Here is an 18,150-nt window from a genome sequence, read left to right as displayed (position 1 = left end):
TGAGCCTTCGTGTCGTCTCGGCGCCCGTTCCACCCCCACGACTCTTCAGGGCGGACCGAGCCGTCAACAGCCGCTCGCGGGGAGCGACCGACACCCAGATAACCCCGTTGCCTGGGAGGCTGGTTAGGGCGTTCAGGTGCTCGCCTGACGGGATTGCCTAGGGCGTTTTGACCTGCCCTTTACCTGGCGAGGAGGGAGTGCGCGGGCTACCGTGCCCGCATGGACGCGATCCGCAACACCGTCCTTGAGGCGTGGATGACCGAGCACGGATACAGCTCGAACAGCCTGGCCGACGCCGTGAACATGGCTGTCGAACGGCTGACAGGCCACCCTGGCGGGCTTGACGGGTCATCGATCCGCGCGTGGAAAGCAGGCCGGGTTACCTGGCCGAAGTCAGCGACTCGTAGCGCACTTGAGGCCGTCTCCGGATTACCGGCCGTCGCCTTAGGGTTCGTGCCACGGGGGCGGTCGTCGCCCGCCCCAGCACCATCACAGCAGGAGGATCACGACATGAAGCGCCGTACCCTCGTCGGCGGCATCGCAGCGGCAGCTGCCGCAGCAGCAGCCCCGGGGACCGCGTCACCGCGCCGCATCGGCATGAGCGACGTCAACCGGCTGAACAAGCGCTTCGCCGAGATCATCGCCAGCGACCACCGCCACGGCGGGCAACCCGGCATCGAGGAGCAGGCCGCCGCGCTCGCCGACGAGGCGCTGAACCTCCAGAACGCGGGCAGCGCCACGCAGCGGGTACGCAGCAGTCTCTACGCCTCCGGCGCCGCCTTCCGCTCGTCTGCGATGTGGGCGGCCATCGACGGCCGGCGCTACGACGTCGCGAAGGCACACATGCGCGAGGCCCAGACCCTCGCGGAGATGTCGGGGGACCAGGCGATCAAGTTCCGCATCTGGAGTCACGCGGGCACCATGTACCGCCACATGGGCCGTCCCGCCGACGCGTGCGCCGCCAACGATGTCGCCCGTAACCTGCACCTCACCCGCCGCGACCCACTGTTCGCGTCCCTCGGCCTGGCCCGCCAAGGCGCCATCCACGGTACGGCCCAGAACCGGACCGATGCCCGTCGAGCGTTCGATCAGGCGCAGGACGCCATGCTGCGCGCCGATCCCGCGGACCACCGGCCGGTCTGGTTGCTCGCCTTCTACGACCAGGCCGAATTGGACTCCTTGGCCCTCTCCGGGTACCTGTCGCTCGGCGACTACCCGACCGCTGAATACCACGCTCACCGCTGCCTGGCTTCGCTCCGGCCCCATATGGTCAGGTCCCGGGCCATCACCACAACCCGGCTCGCACACGCCCTACTCGCCCAGGGCGCTGCCGAGGCCGCAACGGCCACCGCGATGAAGGTCCCCGTGGATGCTGCCACCCACCACGCTCGCGTGTCACGCATGCTCCAGGAGTTCGGTGCCGCGCTCCGCGCCACCGCCCCACGCAGCGCCACCGTCCGAACCTGGACCGAGCACACGACCTCCTGGAGGACCGCCGCATGACCACGGCACCCGCCACCGACCTGCGCACCAGCACCGACCTGGACGCCATCCGGGGCGATCTCCTCGACGTCTACGCCGAGGTACGTGCCCCGCTGCTCCACCTGCCGAACTACGCGGTGACTGCCTTTGGAGAACGCATCGACCGGCACGCCATCGAGCCAGGCTTTACCGCCGTGCTCGCGTACGCGGCCGGCCAACCGGTCGGCTACGCGTACGGCAACACCATCGAGCACGGCGACCGCTACTGGCAACGCACCAGCCCGACGCCGGCGGAGAAGTTCACCGGACACCCGGCCATGGCCCTGAAGGAGATCGGCGTTCGCCCGGCCTGGCGCAAGACCGGCACCGCCCGCCGTATCCACGACGCCCTCCTCGCCGCCCGCGACGAGAAGTACGTCACGCTGATGGTCAACCCCATGGCCGGCGACGGAAAAGTTCACACACTTTACAAGTCGTGGGGGTACGTGGACATCGGCCGGAGCCAGCCGTCACCGGCCTCACCAGTCCTCACGGTGATGATCCGCACCAGCCGCTGATCGGTACCGACTGTGCCCTGCCCTCCTCGATCTCGAACAGCGCACCGCTCGAAGGGGACGGCCGCGACGACGGGTGATCCAGCCCGTCCGGCGTTTGAGGACGGAACCCTCGACCGGGCGGCCGTCAACCCTGCGTCGGCGGCGCAGGCGGCGGCCGGTGCGGCGGGTGTACCGGGTCCCGGGGATCGTCCTCCGGATGCTGGGTCCGGGGAGAGGGCCGCGTACGGGGGTCATGCGGGTCGGGCCCCGTGTACGGGTCCACCTCCGGCTCCGGCCACGGCGACGTCTGCACGGACATCCCCGGCTCCTGCGTCGGCGGCCAGGTGTCCACCTGGTCCGGCCCCGGCGCGGCGTACGGCTCCACCGGCTCCCGCTCCCGCCGGCTCCGCCGGCCACGCCGGGCCCGCCCGCTCATGAGCAGCGCCCCGATCAGCATCAACAGCCCGCCCGCCAACGCGTTCACCACGCCCACCTGGAGCCCGGACCCGTCCCCGGCCACCACCAGCGACCCCGCGGCCTGCCCCTGGCGGACCATCCACAGGATCGTGAAGCCCAGCACCACCAGACCCGCGAGGGCGACCACGAGCCGCGAGCGGAGCACCACGCCCACGATCACCAGCAGCGCCGCGCCGAGGAACGGCAGCAGCATCGAGACCAGCACCCCCGGCTCCGCGGCGGTGATGCCTCCGAAGAGGTCCTCCACCCGGTAGTCCTGCCCCGCGCGCCCGGCGTACCAGTCGCGGAACGGGCTCAGCACGGCCGAGGCCGCCCCGGCCAGGGCGACGAGGGAGCCGAGGACGTTGCGGATCATCGTCAGCCTCCAGGGCGTCGTCCCGCGAACACGCACCCCCCGCAGCCGACGCTACGCCGGGAGGATCACCCCCGCCATGCGGACGATGACGGGACCGTGACAGGGTCATGACTTGGACGTGGGTCGCGTGCGGCATGCTGAGGGTGACGACGCACGCCATCGGCGCGACGTACCGGCAACGAAACTCAAGGGGGGCTGCATCCATGATGCGGCGACAGACGAAGCTCGCGGCGGTTCTGGTCGTGGTGGTGCTCGCGCTCACCGGGTTCTCCACCTCGTCCAGCGGCGGCAAGGGCAAGAGCGGCAAGAGCGGCAGCTCGGGCGGCGGCGGTTGCTCCAGCTCGAAGAAGAGCAACAACGGCTACCGGGACAACGACTTCGACGAGGACTACGACGACTCCTCGTCCTCCGGCTCGTCCGGCTCCTACGGAACCCCGACACCCACCGCGTCCGACGCCCCCGCCTACCGGGTCGTCCGCTGCGCCCAGCCCCGCAAGGGCAAGCGCAAGGCGGTCACCTCGTCGGTGATCGAGCTGAAGGCGAACGAGCCGGGCTCGCGGGCGTACGAGATCGACGTGCGGTTCGTCGACGCCTTCGGCAACACCATGGACACCGCCGAGACCACCGTGAACCTCGACGACGGCGAGGTCCGCACCTTCACCCTGCGTATGGAGAGCCCCCGCAAGGTGTCCAAGGTCAAGGGCTGCGAAGTGACCGTCGAGGTCCTCTGAGACCGGGTGCCTCGCGCGGACGCGACGGACGGAGAGGGCTCATCGCGCCGGGCGCCCCTCGAACGCTCACCGCACCCGAGGCTCCCCGCCCCCGCCCCGCCCCTCGAACAGCCCCGCCTGCCGTTCCGGCGGCAGACTGCCCAGGGCGATCAGCGCCGGGGCCTGGGACATCGCCTGGGTCCTGGCCGCCTCCTTCGCGGACCACACCGCCCGGACCGTGCCCTGCACCGCCTCCGTCGGGTAGCGGGCGATCACCGTCGCCGACCGCAGCGCCGCCGCCACCGCACAGCCCGGCTCCGTCACCTCGCTGACCAGGCCGACCGCGTACGCCCGCCCGGCGCTCAGCCGTTCCGCCGTGCCCATCAGGGACATCCGGGCGACCTCGCCGAACGGCATCCGCTGGGCCATCGCGATGGCCTCGTACGCCGAGACCATCCCGTACGTGGTGTGCGGGTCGAAGAACGTCGCCTCCCGGGACGCGACCACGAACTCCGCCTCGCCCAGCAGATAGAACGCCCCGCCGCAGGCCATCCCCTCGACCGCCGCGACCACGGGCTTCCACAGGTCGTTCGCCTTGGGGCCGATCCGCAGGAGGGGATCGTCGACGGCGTACGGGGACGGGGGCTGCGGCACGGTGACGCCCCGGTCGATCCCCGTACAGAAGGCACGCGTCCCGGCCCCGGTGAGGACGACCGCCCGCACCGACTCGTCGAAACGCAAGCCCCGCCACAGCCCGACGAGTTCCTCGGCCGTCTCCAGATCGATCGCGTTGAGTTTCGCCGGTCGGTCCAGGGTGACGAGCGCTACCCCCGTCTCCGCGTCCCGCTCGATGCGCAGGGCCATCCGCTCACCGCTCCAGGAGCCAGCGGACGAGTGTGATCCCGCCGCCGGGCCCCGCCGGGCAGAACACGGCCCGCACCGGAGCACCGATCCGCAGCCGCGCCGGGTCCACCGAGTTCAGCGGAGCGTCCGGGGCGGCGACGACGTTCCCGGCCATCCGGATGTGCGGGGCCTCCGCCAGCTCCACCAACGCCGCGTTGTACGGGGCCTGTTCGGCATAGGCTGGGAGCAGCGGCGGATGCGGGACGACGTACGACCAGAGCCGGCCGCGCCCGCTCATCACCCGCCACTCGCTCTCGAACGACCCGCAGTGGGGGCAGCAGGGCCGGGGCGGGAAGCGCAGTTCGCCGCAGGCGGGGGAGGCGCAGGCCTGAACGCGAAGCTCGCCGCGTGCGGTGTACTCCCAGAAGGGTGCGCCGTCCTCGTCGGCGACGGGAAGCAGCAGGGAATCGTTCGAATCGTTCACGGCCATGTCCTCAACTCCTCAGCAGTACGGCCGACGTCGGAACGCCCTCACCTGCGGTGACCAGGCAGGTGGCGGCGTCGGGAACCTGGGCGGTGGAGGTGCCGCGCAGTTGTTTCACACCCTCGGTGATGAGGTTGAAGCCGTGGACGTACGCCTCGCTGAGGCCGCCGCCCCCGGTGTTGACGGGAAGCCGGCCGCCGCTCTCCAGCGCCCCGCCCTCGGTGAACGCGCCGCCCTCGCCGCGCCCGCAGAAGCCGTAGCCCTCCAGGGAGAGCGGGACGAGCGGGGTGAACGCGTCGTAGATCTGAGCCACATCGACGTCTTCGGGTCCGAAGTCCGCTTGTTTCCATAGTTGTCGGGCGGCGGTCCAGGCGGGCCCGGTCAGCGGGTCGTCGTTCCAGTAGTTGACCATCCCGTGGTGCTGGGCGGGCAGCCCCTGGGCGACGGAGTGGAGGTAGACGGGCTTCTGCCGGCAGTCGCGGGCGCGTTCGGCGGAGACGATCACGCAGGCCAACGCCCCGTCGGTCTCCAGACAGTTGTCGAAGAGGCAGAGGGGTTCACTGATCCAGCGGGACGTCATGTACATCTCGCGGGTCAGCGGGCGGTCGTACATGATCGCGGCCGGGTTCTGGTTGGCCCGGTTGCGGCAGGCGAGCGCCACGTTGAAGAGGTGGTCGCGGGTGGCCCCGTACTCGTGCATGTAGCGCCGGGCCAGCATGCCGATCTCGTCGGCGGGCCGCAGCAGCCCGTAGGGGCGGGTCCACTGGGCGGGTGTGGGGAGCTGGACGGCGGTGTTCTTCCAAGGCCGGGGTCCGGAGCCGCGTTTGCGCGACCGCCAGGCCACGCCGACGCTCGCCTGTCCGGTGGCGACGGCGGCGGCGAGGTGCGCGAGCGTGGCGCAGGAACCGCCGCCCCCGTAACCGACCTGGGAGAAGAAGGTGACGTCCCCGGCGCCGATCGCCTTGGCGACCTCCACCTCGTCGGTCTCCTCCATCGTGTACGAGGCGAAGCCGTCGACCTCGGCGGGGGCGATGCCCGCGTCGTCGAGGGCCGCCAGGATCGCCCGGCAGGCGAGGGTCTTCTCCGACTCGGGGAGCCGTTTCGCGAACGCCGTCTGCCCGATCCCGGCTATCGCCGTCGCGTCCTTGAGCGTTGCCATCCGCTGACCTCCCGCACCGTCGCCCCTGCTGACAGCGGCAGAGGCTACCGCTAATCTGACGGATAGTCAGCTATTGCGACGGCGGGAGGGCGCGTGATGCGGGGAGACGAGGAATGGGGCAGCATCCCTGAGCTGGTGCGGGCGGCGGCGCGGCGGTACGGCCCCGCCGAGGCGGTGGCCGACGGCCGTACCCGGCTCTCGTACGCCGAGCTCGGCGAGCGGGTGGAGCGGGCCGCGGCCGCGTGCCTCGCCTCCGGTGTGGAGCCGGGGGACCGGGTGGCGATCTGGGCCCCGAACACCGCGGACTGGATCGTCTCCGCGCTCGGGGCGGTGACGGCCGGCGCGGTGCTGGTCCCGCTGAACACCCGCTTCAAGGGCACGGAGGCGGCGTACATCCTTCGGCGCAGCCGGGCCAGGCTGCTGTTCGTCACCGGCACGTTCCTGGGCACCTCGTACGTGGCGTCGCTGCGGCGGGCGGAGGTGCGACTGCCGGACCTGGAGCGGGTGGTGGTCCTCGCGGACACGGCCCCCGAGGACTACACGAGCTGGCCGGACTTCCTGGCGGCGGGGGAGGGCGTCCCGTCCTCCGCCGTACGGGAACGGGCCGCCGGCATCTCCTCCTCGGACCCCTCCGACATCGTCTACACCTCCGGCACCACGGGCCGCCCGAAGGGCGCGGTGATCACCCATGCGCAGACGCTCCGCGCGTACGCGGTCTGGAGCGACCTGGCGGGCCTGCGCGAAGGCGACCGCTACCTCATCGTCAACCCCTTCTTCCACACCTTCGGCTACAAGGCGGGGATCATCGCCTGCCTGATGCGGGGGGCCACGATGGTGCCGCAGCCGGTGTTCAACGTGGACACGGTGCTGGCGAACATCGCGGCGGAGCGGATCTCGGTCCTGCCCGGTCCGCCGACGCTCCACCAGTCGCTCCTGGACCACCCGGCACGCGACGCGCACGACCTGTCGGCCCTCCGCCTGGTCGTCACCGGCGCGGCGGTGGTCCCTCTCCAGCTGGTGGAGCGCCTGCGCGAGGAACTCCACATCGCGACGGTCCTCACCGCGTACGGCCTCTCCGAGGCGAGCGGCATCGTCACCATGTGCCGCCGGGGCGACGCGCCGGAGGTCGTGGCCACCACGTCCGGCCGCGCGATCCCCGGCACCGAGCTCCGCGTCCTGGCGGAACCGGGCGCTCCGGGCGAGGTGCAGGTGCGCGGCTTCCACGTGATGAGCGGGTACTTCGAGGACCCGGACACGACGGCCGCCACGATGACCGAGGACGGCTGGCTCCGCACCGGCGACGTGGGCGTCCTGGACGCGGCGGGGAACCTGCGGATCACGGACCGGATCAAGGACATGTTCATCGTGGGCGGCTTCAACGCCTACCCGGCCGAGATCGAGCAGCTCCTCGGCCTCCACCCGGACGTGGCCGACGTCGCGGTCATCGGCGTCCCGGACCCGAGGCTCGGCGAGGTCGGCAAGGCGTACGCGGTCCGCCGCCGGGGCGCGACGCTCACCGCGGACGACCTGATCGCCTGGTCCCGCCGCGAGATGGCGAACTTCAAGGTGCCGAGGGCGGTGGAATTCGTCCCGGAGCTGCCGCGCAACGCGAGCGGGAAGGTGGTGAAGGGGGAGTTGCGGGGGCGGTAGATCTCGGATTGCGGGCGTTTGTTCGGTGTCGCTGGATGGGGTGAACGAGGGAGGGCGTCGCAACGCGCTTTCCAGGATCGCGCTGCGGGACCGCACGTTCACGGGCATCCTGACGAAAGCCCACCAGTCGGGCATCCGGGTGGTGACCAGTTCCATGACGCTCATTGAGGCGTATCACGGCAAGATCCGCATGCCGGCGTGGAACTGGGCGAGGGCACGGGTGGTCGTCGAACCCGTCACCAAGGACATCGCCGAAGAGGCGATCCCCCTTCTGCGCGAGGCCGGACTGGACGGCCACAAGTACGCCATGGACGCCGCGCTTGCCGCGCTCGCGAACCGGCAGCCGGGCCGGACGGCGCTCTTCACGTCCGACGTGGACGACCTGGGGAAGCTGTGCCGGCCGAGGGTTCAGCTGCGCGGCCTGTAGGCACGGTCCCGGACATGCGGGAGGGGCCCGATCGCTTCCCCCGACTCGGGCCCCTCACACATCCCCCCGTACCGCGACCGCGGCGGCTCCCCCTCGGCGTCGCCGCGGCCGTTCCATGTCGCCCGGTCGGCTAGGGCTGCTCTCCGGACATGTGGTCGTCCTGGGGCTTCGCGACATTCTTGTCGGCACCGGACATGTGGTCGTCCTGGGGCCCCACGAGACCCTTGTCCGCACCGGACATGTGGTCGTCCAGAGGCTTCGGATTGATCGTGGGCTTGTTGATGTCGCTCATGGTTCGCTCCAACGTGGATCAGCGGACAAGGCCGGAAAGCCCGTCCGGAGACTCCCCCGGAGGTCGCCGGACGGGCTGGGGCCGCCTAATCTAACGCCGCGGCCGCCGGAGGATCCGTCTGCCCCCCGACGCGACGGATTCCTAGGGATGAGAGTGCCGTGGGGGGATAAACGAACGATGAACGCCCTGTCAGCGGCGCCTTTGGTCCGCGTCCAGGGGGGACAGAAGGCCGCGAACCTCCGCCGCTTCCTGCGAGCCGTGGTTCTCGAAGATCGTCAGCGCTTCGACCCAGCACGCGTGCCCCCGGTCCACCTGGCCCAGAAGCTTCAGAGCCTTTCCCAGGACGGTCAGCACGGTTGCCCGCCGCCACTCCCCTCCGATACCCCGGAGTGCGATGGCCTGCTCGGCATGTGCGGCAGCCTGCGTCGGACGGCCGGCGAGAAGGTGCAGTTCAGCCAGGCGGAAGTGCGTCATTCCTTCCCAGAGCGGCTGACGGCTCTCGTGGAAGATGTCCAGCGCGTCGCTGAGTTGGGTGAGCGCGTCAGTCAGGTCTCCCGCTTGGGTGAGGGCGATGCCCAAGGCGTAGCGCCCGTTCGCCAGGCGCAGACTCAGCCCCTGGCGGTCGTATATGTCGACCCCTTGCCGGGCCAGGGTCACCGCGCTGTCCGTCCGGCCCATGGCCAGCTGCGCCCGTGACAGGTTGCAGAGGGCGCTCGCCTCGCTCGGCCAGTTGTCGTCGTTCCTGAAACTGGCGATCGCCACCTGCAGGTACTTCTCCGCCTCCGCGTAGCGGCCCTGGTAGACCGCGATGAAGCCCCGCGTGTTCGCCGCGTACCCGCCGGGGATCGGATCCTCGTCGGCCTCGGAGAGGGCCATGGCCTTCTCGGCCTCCTCCTCGGCCTCGTCGAACCGGCCCGCGAAGTGAAAGACGTTCGTGAGAGCCGTACGAGCCCTGCCCTCGGTGTGGACATCGCCCGTACGAACGGCGGCGGAGAGCACCGCCTGAGCGGCCAGCTCGTACCGCCGGGAGTTGGCCCCGGATTCGGGTAGATCCTTCGCGGCGAGCAGGAGGTCGGCCGCTCGGCGCAAGGAAGCCGAGTCGGTGGACTGGTGGGCGCACGCCAGGATGCACTCGGCCTCCGCGTGGATCCAGTCCAGCGCCGGGCCCCGCCGCTCGAACACCAGGCCCGGCTGGTCGACGCGCGCCAGGTGATCCACCAGCCGGTCCCCCGGCCGCTCCAGCGCGTACACCCCCGCCGCCGTCGCCAGGTAGAAGTCCAGCAGCCTCGACAGGGCCAGCTCCCTTTCCACCGGCGGCTGTTCGTCCCGCTCGGCGCACGCACGCGCGTAGAGGCGCACCAGGTCGTGGTACCGGTAGCGGCCCGGGGCGGCCGACTCCACCAGGCTCGTGTCGACCAGGGCCTCCAGGAGGTCCTCCGCCACGTGCGGGTCCAGGTCGAGCAGGGCCGCCGCCGCGGCCAGGGAGATGTCCGGGCCGTCCGCGAGGCCCAGGAGGCGGAAGGCGCGGGCCTGGGCCGGTTCCAGCTGGCCGTAGCCGAGTTCGAACGTGGCCTTCACCGCGAGGTCGCCCGCCTGGAGCTCGTCCAGGCGGCGGCGCTCGTCCGCGAGCTTGGCGGCGAGGACCGAGACCGTCCAGGTGCGGCGCGCCGCCAGGCGCGAGGCGGCGATGCGGATGGCCAGGGGGAGGAAGCCGCACGCGGCCACGACGTCGAGGGCCGCCTCGCGTTCCGCGCCGACCCGCTCCGCCCCGACGATCCGGGTGAAGAGCTGGAGCGCCTCCTCGGGCGACATGACGTCCAGGTCCACCAGATGCGCCCCGGCCAGGTCCACCATCCGCACCCGGCTCGTCACCAGCGCCGCGCACCCCGGCGTACCGGGCAGCAGCGGGCGGATCTGGGCGGCGTCGTGGGCGTTGTCGAGGAGGATCAGGATGCGGCGGCCGTCCAGCGTCGAGCGGTACAGCGCGGCCCGCTCGTCCAGGGTGTCCGGGATCGCGGAGTCCGCCGTGCCCAGCGCCCGCAGGAACGAACCGAGGACGGTCTCCGGCTCGGCCGCCCGCGCCCCCGCGCCCTGGAGGTCGACGTAGAGCTGCCCGTCGGGGAAGTGCCGGCGGGCCTGGTGGGCCACGTGCACGGCCAGCGTCGTCTTGCCGACGCCGCCGATCCCGGCCACCGCGGAGACGGCCATCACCGAACTCCCGGCGGTGGCCAGCCGGCTGCCCAGCTCGGACACGAACGCGCACCGGCCGGTGAAGTCCGGCACCGTGGCGGGAAGCTGCGCGGGCTTCAGCGGCGCGGGCGCGGGGGCCGGCTCGTCCGCCGGGCGCGCCAGCTCCTCGTCGGCGCGCAGGATGCGCTGCTGGAGCTGGGCCAGTTCGGGGCGCGGGTCGACGCCCAGCTCCTCCGCGAGGAGCCGGCGGGTGTCCGCGTACACCGCGAGGGCCTCGGCCTGCCGGCCGCTGCGGTACAGCGCCACCATCAGCAGCTCGCGCAGCCTCTCGCGCAGCGGGTGCGCGGCGGTGAGCGCCGTCAGCTCGGAGACGGCCTCCGCGTGGCACCCGACCTCCAGGTCCAGGTCGAGCCGCGCCTCGGTGAGCTGGAGCCGCCACTCCTCCAGCCGGGTCCGCTGGTTGTCCGCGTACGGGCCCGGCACCGAGGCCAGCGCCTCGCCGTCCCACAGGCCCAGCACCTTGTTCGTCAGGGTGCGCGCCTGGGCGCGGTCACCGGCCGCCCGGGCCTTTTCCGCCTCGGCCGCGAGGTCCTGCGCCAGCGTCAGGTCGAGCGCCGTCCGGTCGGTCCGGATCGCATAGCCGCCGGACTCGCTCACCAGGGTGTCCTGGCCGAGGATCTTGCGCAGCCGCGAGGCGTACGTCCGGATCGTGGCCAGCGCCTGCGAGGGCGGGTCCTCGCCCCAGAACGCGTCGATCAGCTCGCCCGCGGTGGCCGTCCGGCCCTCGCGCAGCAGCAGCGCGGCCAGCAGGGCGCGCTGCTGGGGCGAGCCGGAGGAGAGCAGCTCCGAGCCCCGCCAGGCCCGTACGGGGCCGAGCACGGTGAATCTGAGGGCGTCCGCCGTAACCGGTTTCTCCGGAGCTCGCTGCTCCGGTACGCGCACGCGTGGCCCGTTGTCACGGTCCATTGATGCCCCCTGTCCTGCTCGCCTGCCGGTCCCGCTCGGCTGCGGATCCTGCCGGTGCTGCCCGCGTCCGTATGTCCGCCCGTGCGTCGAAGTGCGGTAGGCATCCGGATGGCGCGGTACCGCTGGTATCGCGCTCAACAGTCTGCCTTGTCTCGGGCGGGCTCGTCAGCAGTGGGTGATGCTCTGCACAAGCCCTCGACAACGATTCGGGAACCGTGCCACGCGTCGTACACCCGCTGTGCGACATGTCAATGCGCACGCGATAGCTGACGGTTCGTCAGATCGGCGCTACCGTGGAACGCATGGAGACCTTCCCGAAGATCATCTCGGTGGACGACCACACGGTGGAGCCCGCTCATGTCTGGCGGGACCGGCTCCCGTCCAGGTACGCGGACTCCGGGCCGCGCGTCGTCCGCGCACCGCTGAAGGAAATGACCTTCCTGGGCGGCAAGTTCGCGCCCGTGATGGGGGCGAAGGGCGACGACGGACCGGTCGGCGACTGGTGGGTGTACGAGGACCTGCGCCGTCCGCTCACCCGCCTGGACACCGCCGTCGGCTACGACAGGGACGAGATCAAGCTGGAGATCATCACCTACGAGCAGATGCGGCCGGGCTCCTTCTCGGTGCCCGACCGGCTCGCCGACATGGACGTCAACCACGTGCAGTCCGCCCTCTGCTTCCCGACCTTCCCCCGGTTCTGCGGACAGACGTTCACCGAGGCGAAGGACCGCGAGCTGGGGCTCCTCGGCGTGCGAGCGTACAACGACTGGATGGTGGAGGAGTGGTGCGGCCCCGAGGCGCACGGCCGCCTCATCCCGCTGACGCTCGTCCCGCTGTGGGACGCGGAGCTAGCCGCCGCCGAGGTCCGGCGCAACGCGGCGCGGGGCGTGCGCGCGGTCGCGTTCTCCGAGATACCGCCCCATCTCGGACTTCCGTCCATACACGCGGACGACTGGGATCCGTTCCTGGCGGCCTGCGACGAGACGGGCACCGTCATCGCCATGCACATCGGCTCCTCGTCGAGGATGCCGTCCACCTCCGCCGACGCCCCGCCCGCCGTCGGCTCCACCATCACCTTCGCCAACTGCTGCTTCTCGATGGTCGACTGGCTGATGAGCGGCAAGTTCGAACGCTTCCCCAACCTGAGGATCATGTACGCGGAGGGGCAGATCGGCTGGATTCCGTACATCCTGGAGCGCGCCGACGTGGTCTGGGAGGAGAACCGGGCCTGGGGCGGCGTCGCCGAGAAGGTCCACCGGCCGCCGTCCGAGCTGTTCGCCGAGCATGTCTACGGCTGCTTCTTCGACGACACGTTCGGGCTGAAGAACCTCGACGCGATCGGCGTCGGCAACGTGCTGTACGAGACGGACTACCCGCACTCCGACTCCACCTGGCCCCGCTCCCGCGAGGTCGGCGAGGAGCAGATGGGCCACCTGGCCCCGGACGTCGTCGACCGGATCGTGCGCGGCAACGCGATCGAGCTGCTGAGGCTCACCGAGGACGGGCTCTGGGCGGGGGCGTAGAGCTGGGCGTGGGCGTGGGCCCGCGTACGGGGAGGGGGCGGGGCCTCTCGCGGCCGTCGCCCCCTCCTCGTACGCACCGGATCGGATCAGGCCTTCGCCACCGGCTCCTGGAGCTCCGTCACCCAGCTCTCGGGGTCCGGCGGGCACTCCAGGTTGACCTCGCGGGTGTAGCCGGTGGAGCGGTAGCCGTTGGCGTCCAGCCAGCGGGCCAGGGTGTGGGTCGTCGACAGGACGTCGTCCATCGCGCCCCGGTGCACGATCGTGGCCGCCTCGAACGGCGGCAGCTCCACCACCCGCACCCCCGTCTCCCCGACCGCGCCCACCGGGGCCGACACCGTCACCCCGGCGTGCACCGTGATCGCGCCGCCGCCCTCGGGGGCGTCCTCGTAACGCGCGATCCCGGGACCGGCGGGCCGGAGGCCGGCGCCCGCCAGGAGCGGGAAGAGCCGCTCGTACAGCGGGCCGATCACCGGCCCGATGTCCTGCGGCTGGTAACTCGCGGCCGTCCCGGTCAGCTCGGCCACCCGGACCGCCGGAACGGTCTTGACCACAACGTCGTCAGCAGGCATGTGCCCCTCGCTCTCGATCGACCGGAGCCTCGCCTCGACCCGGGCCAGCCGCGCCGACGCGGCCGCCACCGCCTCCGCCAGCTCGGCCCGGCGCAGCCGCAGCATGCCGCGCAGCTCCTCCGGGCCCACCCGCTCGTCCAGGACCGCCCCCACCTGCTGGAGCGTGAAGCCGAGGTCCTTGAGCGCGATGATCCGGTTGAGCCGGGCGAGCTGGGCCGCGCCGTAGCGGCGGTAGCCGGTGGCGGGGTCGGTGCGGTCCGGGCGCAGCAGTCCGATGGCGTCGTAGTGACGCAGCATCCGGGGCGACACCCGTCCGTACCTGGCGAAGTCTCCGATGGTGAACATGATGGCTCCCACTGCACCCCTTCACACGGGGTCAAGGTCAAGCGTCGCCGGGGCGGGGTTCGTCGGAGGCGCTCTCGGCCGTTCCGCTCGCCAGCCATTCCGCTCGCTAGCCGTGCCGCTTCGGGTCCAGCAGCTGTTCGCGCAGGGCGGTCAGCTGGTGCGAGGAGCCGACGGCCCGGTCCTCGTCCAGGGTGGCCAGCGCCAGCAGCAGCGCGTCCGCCACCAGCAGCCCGGTCAGGGACTCCGCCGTTATGCCGGTCGGCGTGTGCGGCGCGGTGAGCACCGCCTCGACCCGGTCCGCGTACGCCTCGCCCAGCTCGTCCGTCACCAGGACCACCTTCGCGCCGACCGAGCGGGCCCGTTCCATCAGGACCGACAGCTCCATCAGCCGCCGCCCCGGCTGGAAGATCACCACCGCGTCGCCCTGCCCGAGCGCCAGCAGCTGATCCGCCAGCGCGAACCCGGTCTCCGAGACGGCCCGGGCCCGGCGGCCGATCCGGCCGAGCGCCAACGCCAGGTGCCGTGCGCCCGGTTCGGAGGCGGCGACCCCGTAGGCGAAGACCTCACGGGCCTCGGCCAGGACGGCGACCGCCCGCTTCAGGGAGTCCGGGCCGGTCAGCCGGCGGGCCTGGTCGATGCGCTCCTGGGCCTCGTCGAAGACATCGGTCCAGATGGAGTCCAGGTCCTGGCCCACGTGCGCGATGCGCCGCTTGAGCCGCACCTCGGGGGCGACGGCCGAGGTGAAGTCGTTGGCCAGTTCCCGCTTGAGCGCCGGGAGGCCCGCGTAACCGAGGCGTTGCAGGGCCCGTACGACGGTGGCGTTGCTGGTGGAGCTGGCCGCGCCGAGCTGCTGCGCGCTGGCGAAGAGCAGCTGCTCGACCGGCGCGCTCACCAGGTACTGGGCCACGGCCCGTTCCGAAGTGGACAGATCGTTCCATTGGTCACGAATGGCAGCACGGAGGCGCGTCACTCCGGTCTCGTTCTCTGGAATTTCCATTACAAGCATTGACTTCCGTGTGACCGGCGTTACTGTCCTGGGCAGAACGTTCCAAAGGGAACGCATTCTGAAATCGACGTTACAGGACCGTGCCGGCTCCCGGTTCCCGGTTCCTGGTTCCCGGTCTCCCGTTTCCCGGGGCCCGGTCTCCGGTCCCTGTCCGTCGGTCGTCGAAGCGTTCCGTCGCGAGGAGAAGAATGGCACCCCTTCCCACGGAATCCGCCCCCGTCCCCACGGATTCCGCACCCCCGCCCACGGATTCCGCCGCCCGGATCCTCCCCGTCATCGAGATCTCCGGCTCCCCGCTGGAGCGCGGCCGGCAGTACGGCGAGGCCGTCCGGCCCCAACTGCACGCCGCCCTCGGCTACTACGAGGAGGCGTTCGGCCGCTCCGCCGGGCTCACCTGGGACAAGGTCACCGCCCGCGCCGCCCGCTGGCTGGAGCCCGTGAGCGCCTACGCCCCCCACCTCGTCGAGGAGATGCGGGGCATCGCCGACGGCGCGGGCGCGGACCTCCTGGACGTCCTGGCGCTGAACGCCCGGGGCGAGGTCATCTACGACAAGTCCTTCGCCGAGATCGCCGCCGACGGGCCGGGGGAGGAGCCGGCCGACGAGGAACCCGCCGAGGGCTGCACCTCGTTCGCCGCGTACGGCCCGGCCAGCGGCGACGGCCACGTCTACGCCGGGCAGAACTGGGACTGGCGGGCCGGGGTCGCCGACACCGTCGTCATGATCCGGATCGTCCAGCCGCCCAAGCCGACCCTGATCATGCAGGTGGAGGCCGGACAGATCGGCCGCCAGGGCGCCAACTCCGCCGGGATCGCCTTCAACGCCAACGGCCTCGGCGGCCGGTTCGACGACCGGATCGGCCTGCCCCAGACCGTCGTCCGCCGTACCGTCCTCGACCAGGACAACATCGCCGACGCCCTCGACGTGCTCTGCCGCACCCGGGCCCACATCGCCAGCAACGCCCTGCTCACCTGCCGCGAGGGCTTCGCCATCGACCTGGAGACCACCCCCGCCGGGCACGGCTGGATGTATCCGACCGACGGCCTGCTGGTGCACGGCAACCACTACCAGGCGGGTATCCCCGCCCCGCTCGCCGCCGCCGGCTACCGCCCGATGTCCTCCGACTCCCTGGTCCGCGTCCCCCGCGCCGAACAGGGCCTGGCCGCCCTGCGCCACTCCACCGGGCCCGAGGAGTCCCGGAAGCTGATCCGCCGGGCCATGTCCGACCACCTCGGCCACCCCGAGTCCCTGTGCACGCACCCCGACCCGCGCCGGCCGGCCGTCGAGCACTGGACCACCCTCGTCTCCTCCCTCGCCGACCTCACCACCGGCGACTACCACGTGACCGCCGGAACCCCCTGCGACCGCGAGTACCAGCACCTTCCCTGGAACCTCTACGACGGCCCGCACGGCGGCCCGGAACCGACAGGAACCCAGCCATGACCCACCGCACGCCCACCGCCTCCTCCTGTCCGACCGCCACCGGAGACCGCCGCGCCCCGCGCCGTACCGTCCCCGTCGCCGCAGCCGTCGTCGCCGCCCTGCTCGCCGCCGGGTGCAGCGGGGCCACCAAGCCCGCCGGCAGCGGCTCCGCCGCCGACGCCGGGCGGCTCACCCTCACCCCGACCACGGCCGCCGCCAAGGGCGAACTCGCCGAAGCCCGCTGGCTCCTGGAGGACGAACCGGACTCCCTCGACCTGGACACCCAGGGCTCCAGCGCCGGCCGGGTCGTCCTCACCAACGTCTGCGAGCGGCTCTACCAGCTCCAGCCGGACATGACGACGAAGCCGTTCCTAGCCGAGAGCGTCGAAACCCCCGACGACACCACCCTCGTCCTGAAGCTCCGCTCCGGCGTCACCTTCCACGACGGCACCCCGATGACCGCCGACGACGTCCTCTGGAGCCTTCAGCGGCACGCCGACCCGGACATGGAGCAGGGCGATGAATTCGAGAACGTCGCGTCCATGAAGAAGACCGGCGACCGCGAGATCACCCTCTCCTTCAAGGCGCCCGACGCCCTCTTCCTCAAGGCGCTCGCCGGCGACGCGGGCATCGTCTGGAACAAGGAGCAGGTCGAGAAGGCGGGCCGGGACTTCGGCACCCCCGGACAGCCCGACGCCTGCACCGGCCCCTACCGGCTGGCGGACTGGAAGTCCGGCGACTCCATCACCATCGAGCGCTACGACGGCTACTGGGGCGAGGCGCCGCTGACGAAGCGCGTCACCTTCCGCTGGGCCACCGACAGCGCCCTGGTCAACGCGCTCACCACCGGGGCCGCCGACGGCGCGTACGCCGAATCGCCCAACACCGCCGCAGCCCTCGACGGGAAGAAGGGCATCACCCAGTACTACGGCCCCTCCACCTCCTCTCTCGTCCTCATCCCCACCGCACGCGGCGGACTGAAGGACCCGGCCGTGCGCCGCGCGCTCTCCCTCGCACTCGACCGCAAGGGCATCGCCGCCTCCGGCTACGGCGGGATGGTCCAGCCCTGGTCCACCCCGGTCGGCTCCGGCGCCTGGGGCTACGAGAAGCCGGTCTTCGAGGCCGCCCAGCGCGCCGCCGACCCGGTCGCCCCCGCCAGCCCCGACGCCGAGGACATCGCCGCCGCGAAGAAGCTGGTGAAGGACTCCGGCGCCGACGCGGCCACCCCGATCGTCATCGGCACCGACGCCAGCCAGGGCCGCACCGTCGTCGCCAACGCCGTCCGGGCCGCCCTCCAGCGGATCGGACTCACCGGGCAGATCAAGACCGTGCCCACCGCCCAGTTCGAGCAGTTCTACAGCGACCCCGAGGCCCGCGGCGGCATCGACGTCCTGGTCGGCGACTGGTACATCTCCAAGGCCGACCCGATGGGCTTCTACGACAACGCGCTCACCGGCTCCTCCAACAACTGGGTCGGCTTCGCGGACCCCGCCTACGACGCCACGGTCAAGAAGGCGCTCGCCACCCTCGACGACGCCGAGCGCGCGAAGCTCGCCGCCGAGGTCCAGAAGAAGTTCACCGACGCCGCCGTCTGGATCTCCGTCGCCCAGGTCCCCTCCGTCCTCGTCCTCGACGAGAAGCTGACCGGACCGCCCGCCTCCATGGCGTACCTCTACTACCCCTGGGCCGCCGACCTCGGCGCCAAGAAGGGCTGA

At 71.7% G+C, this 18,150-nt stretch carries 16 protein-coding genes; 8 read left to right on the top strand and 8 right to left on the bottom strand.

Annotated elements, in window-relative coordinates; translation table 11 throughout:
* The first annotated feature begins 219 nt into the window (after window positions 1-219).
* Both AB0F29_RS30455 and AB0F29_RS30450 read left to right on the top strand, forming a co-directional pair.
* Window positions 220-1,503 (top strand): XRE family transcriptional regulator, encoded by a 1,284-nt coding sequence (locus AB0F29_RS30455; protein ID WP_361878655.1) that lies wholly within the window; start codon window positions 220-222, stop codon window positions 1,501-1,503.
* Window positions 1,500-2,039, top strand: coding sequence for a GNAT family N-acetyltransferase (locus AB0F29_RS30450; protein WP_361878652.1), 540 nt, complete (start codon window positions 1,500-1,502; stop codon window positions 2,037-2,039). Before AB0F29_RS30455 ends, AB0F29_RS30450 begins: the two co-directional genes overlap by 4 nt.
* 124 nt (window positions 2,040-2,163) lie before the next feature.
* Here the strand turns inward: AB0F29_RS30450 and AB0F29_RS30445 are convergent, their stop codons facing one another.
* Window positions 2,164-2,850, bottom strand: a complete 687-nt coding sequence (locus AB0F29_RS30445) for a hypothetical protein (RefSeq protein WP_361878649.1) — start codon at window positions 2,848-2,850, stop codon at window positions 2,164-2,166.
* A gap of 203 nt (window positions 2,851-3,053) precedes the next feature.
* Here AB0F29_RS30445 and AB0F29_RS30440 point away from each other — a divergent pair, with 203 nt between their 5' ends.
* On the top strand, window positions 3,054-3,581 hold the full coding sequence (locus AB0F29_RS30440) for a hypothetical protein (protein WP_361878646.1): 528 nt from the start codon (window positions 3,054-3,056) through the stop codon (window positions 3,579-3,581).
* A gap of 66 nt (window positions 3,582-3,647) precedes the next feature.
* Here AB0F29_RS30440 and AB0F29_RS30435 read toward each other — a convergent pair whose 3' ends face one another.
* From AB0F29_RS30435 to AB0F29_RS30425, 3 genes are read right to left on the bottom strand one after another with little or no spacing between them, the layout of a single operon-like run.
* Window positions 3,648-4,424, bottom strand: coding sequence for an enoyl-CoA hydratase/isomerase family protein (locus AB0F29_RS30435; protein ID WP_361878643.1), 777 nt, complete (start codon window positions 4,422-4,424; stop codon window positions 3,648-3,650).
* Window positions 4,425-4,428: 4 nt separating this feature from the next.
* Window positions 4,429-4,893 (bottom strand): Zn-ribbon domain-containing OB-fold protein, encoded by a 465-nt coding sequence (locus AB0F29_RS30430; protein WP_361878640.1) that lies wholly within the window; start codon window positions 4,891-4,893, stop codon window positions 4,429-4,431.
* Between the two features lie 4 nt (window positions 4,894-4,897).
* Window positions 4,898-6,046: a lipid-transfer protein gene (locus tag AB0F29_RS30425; RefSeq protein ID WP_361878637.1), complete on the bottom strand. Its 1,149-nt coding sequence runs from the start codon at window positions 6,044-6,046 to the stop codon at window positions 4,898-4,900.
* A 96-nt stretch (window positions 6,047-6,142) separates the two neighbouring features.
* Here AB0F29_RS30425 and AB0F29_RS30420 point away from each other — a divergent pair, with 96 nt between their 5' ends.
* Complete coding sequence (locus AB0F29_RS30420; protein WP_361878634.1) at window positions 6,143-7,696, top strand: FadD3 family acyl-CoA ligase; 1,554 nt, start codon at window positions 6,143-6,145, stop codon at window positions 7,694-7,696.
* Window positions 7,697-7,772: 76 nt separating this feature from the next.
* Entirely contained in the window at window positions 7,773-8,123 is a 351-nt protein-coding gene (locus tag AB0F29_RS30415) for a hypothetical protein (protein ID WP_361878819.1), read from the top strand.
* A gap of 130 nt (window positions 8,124-8,253) precedes the next feature.
* Here the strand turns inward: AB0F29_RS30415 and AB0F29_RS30410 are convergent, their stop codons facing one another.
* Both AB0F29_RS30410 and AB0F29_RS30405 read right to left on the bottom strand, forming a co-directional pair.
* A complete protein-coding gene (locus AB0F29_RS30410) occupies window positions 8,254-8,415 on the bottom strand; it encodes a hypothetical protein (RefSeq protein WP_361878631.1) in 162 nt (53 codons plus the stop codon).
* A gap of 189 nt (window positions 8,416-8,604) precedes the next feature.
* Window positions 8,605-11,571, bottom strand: a complete 2,967-nt coding sequence (locus tag AB0F29_RS30405; protein WP_361878628.1) for a BTAD domain-containing putative transcriptional regulator — start codon at window positions 11,569-11,571, stop codon at window positions 8,605-8,607.
* Between the two features lie 302 nt (window positions 11,572-11,873).
* On the opposite strand from AB0F29_RS30405, the gene AB0F29_RS30400 reads away from it, so the two are divergent.
* The gene (locus AB0F29_RS30400; protein ID WP_361878625.1) at window positions 11,874-13,094 is read left to right on the top strand and encodes an amidohydrolase family protein; all 1,221 of its coding nucleotides are present in this window, start codon (window positions 11,874-11,876) and stop codon (window positions 13,092-13,094) included.
* Between the two features lie 86 nt (window positions 13,095-13,180).
* Here AB0F29_RS30400 and AB0F29_RS30395 read toward each other — a convergent pair whose 3' ends face one another.
* Together AB0F29_RS30395 and AB0F29_RS30390 are read right to left on the bottom strand one after the other, a co-directional pair.
* Complete coding sequence (locus AB0F29_RS30395) at window positions 13,181-14,008, bottom strand: MerR family transcriptional regulator (RefSeq protein WP_361878622.1); 828 nt, start codon at window positions 14,006-14,008, stop codon at window positions 13,181-13,183.
* Between the two features lie 106 nt (window positions 14,009-14,114).
* Window positions 14,115-15,005: a MurR/RpiR family transcriptional regulator gene (locus AB0F29_RS30390; RefSeq protein WP_026290973.1), complete on the bottom strand. Its 891-nt coding sequence runs from the start codon at window positions 15,003-15,005 to the stop codon at window positions 14,115-14,117.
* Between the two features lie 197 nt (window positions 15,006-15,202).
* On the opposite strand from AB0F29_RS30390, the gene AB0F29_RS30385 reads away from it, so the two are divergent.
* Together AB0F29_RS30385 and AB0F29_RS30380 are read left to right on the top strand one after the other, a co-directional pair.
* Window positions 15,203-16,456, top strand: coding sequence for a C45 family peptidase (locus AB0F29_RS30385; RefSeq protein WP_361878619.1), 1,254 nt, complete (start codon window positions 15,203-15,205; stop codon window positions 16,454-16,456).
* On the top strand, window positions 16,453-18,150 hold the full coding sequence (locus AB0F29_RS30380; protein ID WP_361878617.1) for an ABC transporter substrate-binding protein: 1,698 nt from the start codon (window positions 16,453-16,455) through the stop codon (window positions 18,148-18,150). The genes AB0F29_RS30385 and AB0F29_RS30380 overlap by 4 nt, the downstream gene beginning before the upstream one ends.

This window comes from Streptomyces sp. NPDC026589 (genome assembly GCF_040638385.1).
Classification (GTDB): Bacteria; Actinomycetota; Actinomycetes; order Streptomycetales; family Streptomycetaceae; genus Streptomyces.
The sequence above is the reverse complement of the archived record's forward strand: the minus strand, read 5'-3'. Positions and strand labels throughout refer to the sequence as shown.